Genomic DNA, 926 nt, shown 5'->3' on the forward strand with positions numbered 1-926 from the left:
GAGTGCACGACAGCTTCTTCGACCTCGGCGGCCACTCACTGCTCGCCACCCGTCTGATCAGCCGGATCCGAGCCGTACTGAGCGTGGAGATATCCCTCCGCGACCTCTTCGACACGCCGACTGTCGCGGGCCTGGCCCGGCTGTCGGAAACCGGATCCACCGCTCGACCGGTGTTGCGAGCCGGTGGACGATCTGAGCGGTTACCGCTCTCCTTCGCCCAGCAGCGGCTGTGGTTCCTGGACCAGGTCGAAGGACCGAGCGCGACCTACAACATCCCGCTCGCCATCACCCTCAACGGCCCATTGGACATCGACGCACTCGCCTCAGCGCTGGACGACGTCGTGGCCCGGCACGAAGCGCTACGCACCGTCCTGCCGACCGCCCAAGGCGAGCCGCACCAGCACATCCTCCCCACCGACCAGATACGCACCGACCTCCCCGTCGTGCAGACCGACCCGGCACACCTCGATGAGGCACTGACCCAGGCCGCCTCACGCACCTTCGCCCTGGACTCACAGATCCCCTTCCGGGCCACCCTCTTCGCCCTTAACGAGGCGCATCACGTACTCCTGATCGTCCTCCACCACGTGGCGGGCGACGGCTGGTCCCTGGCCCCCCTCAGCCAAGACCTCACCCAGGCCTACGCAGCCCGCTCGGAAGGCCGCGAACCCGCATGGGACACCCTGCCCGTGCAGTACGCGGACTACGTCCTGTGGCAACGCGAACTCCTCGGCACCGAAGACGACCCCCACAGCGAACTCAACCGCCAACTCACCTTCTGGAAGAACGCTCTCCACGACGCCCCCGACCAGCTCGAGCTGCCCTTCGACCGGCCCCGTCCGCAGATCCCCACACACCGCGGCGGACTGGTCACCTTCCACATCGAACCCGAACTCCACCGCCAACTGACCGCCCTGGCACAGTCC

1 protein-coding gene is annotated in these 926 nt (G+C 67.4%); it reads left to right on the plus strand.

The genetic code is table 11. The features are described 5' to 3' along the window. Window positions 1-926 (plus strand): condensation domain-containing protein (locus tag E4099_RS32435; protein WP_245245367.1); only part of this gene is annotated, 926 nt, incomplete at both ends.

The sequence above is a fragment of the Streptomyces palmae genome (genome assembly GCF_004684805.1).
Lineage (GTDB): Bacteria > Actinomycetota > Actinomycetes > Streptomycetales > Streptomycetaceae > Streptomyces > Streptomyces palmae.